Source organism: Sedimentibacter sp. B4, from assembly GCF_000309315.1.
GTDB lineage: Bacteria > Bacillota > Clostridia > Tissierellales > Sedimentibacteraceae > Sedimentibacter > Sedimentibacter saalensis.
This window is the reverse complement of the sequence record NZ_CANG01000390.1, coordinates 1-234: the sequence shown is the minus strand read 5'-3', so window position 1 is coordinate 234 and position 234 is coordinate 1. Positions and strand designations below refer to the sequence as shown.

Sequence of the window (234 nt, the reverse complement as noted above, 5' to 3'; positions counted from 1 at the left end):
CGTTGCCGACGAAGTGACGGCACCAGATCGCCTTCACCTCGCCGACACGTCCCTCCTGGATCAGTCGGCGCATCAGCACGATCGCCGGAAGATGCCGCATGTTGTGGCTGACGTAGAGGCGGGAGCCGGTTCGGTAGGCGGTCTTGAGCACGTCGTCGGCGTCGGACAAGTTGATCGTCATCGGCTTCTCAAGGAACACTGCAACGCCGCGCTCGAGTACCGGGATCGCGACTC

Annotated in this window: 1 protein-coding gene; it reads right to left on the bottom strand. The window is 63.2% G+C overall.

The features are described 5' to 3' along the window. The coding region (locus BN358_RS23505; RefSeq protein ID WP_198018422.1) for a Gfo/Idh/MocA family protein at positions 1 to 234 on the bottom strand (234 nt) is incomplete at both ends.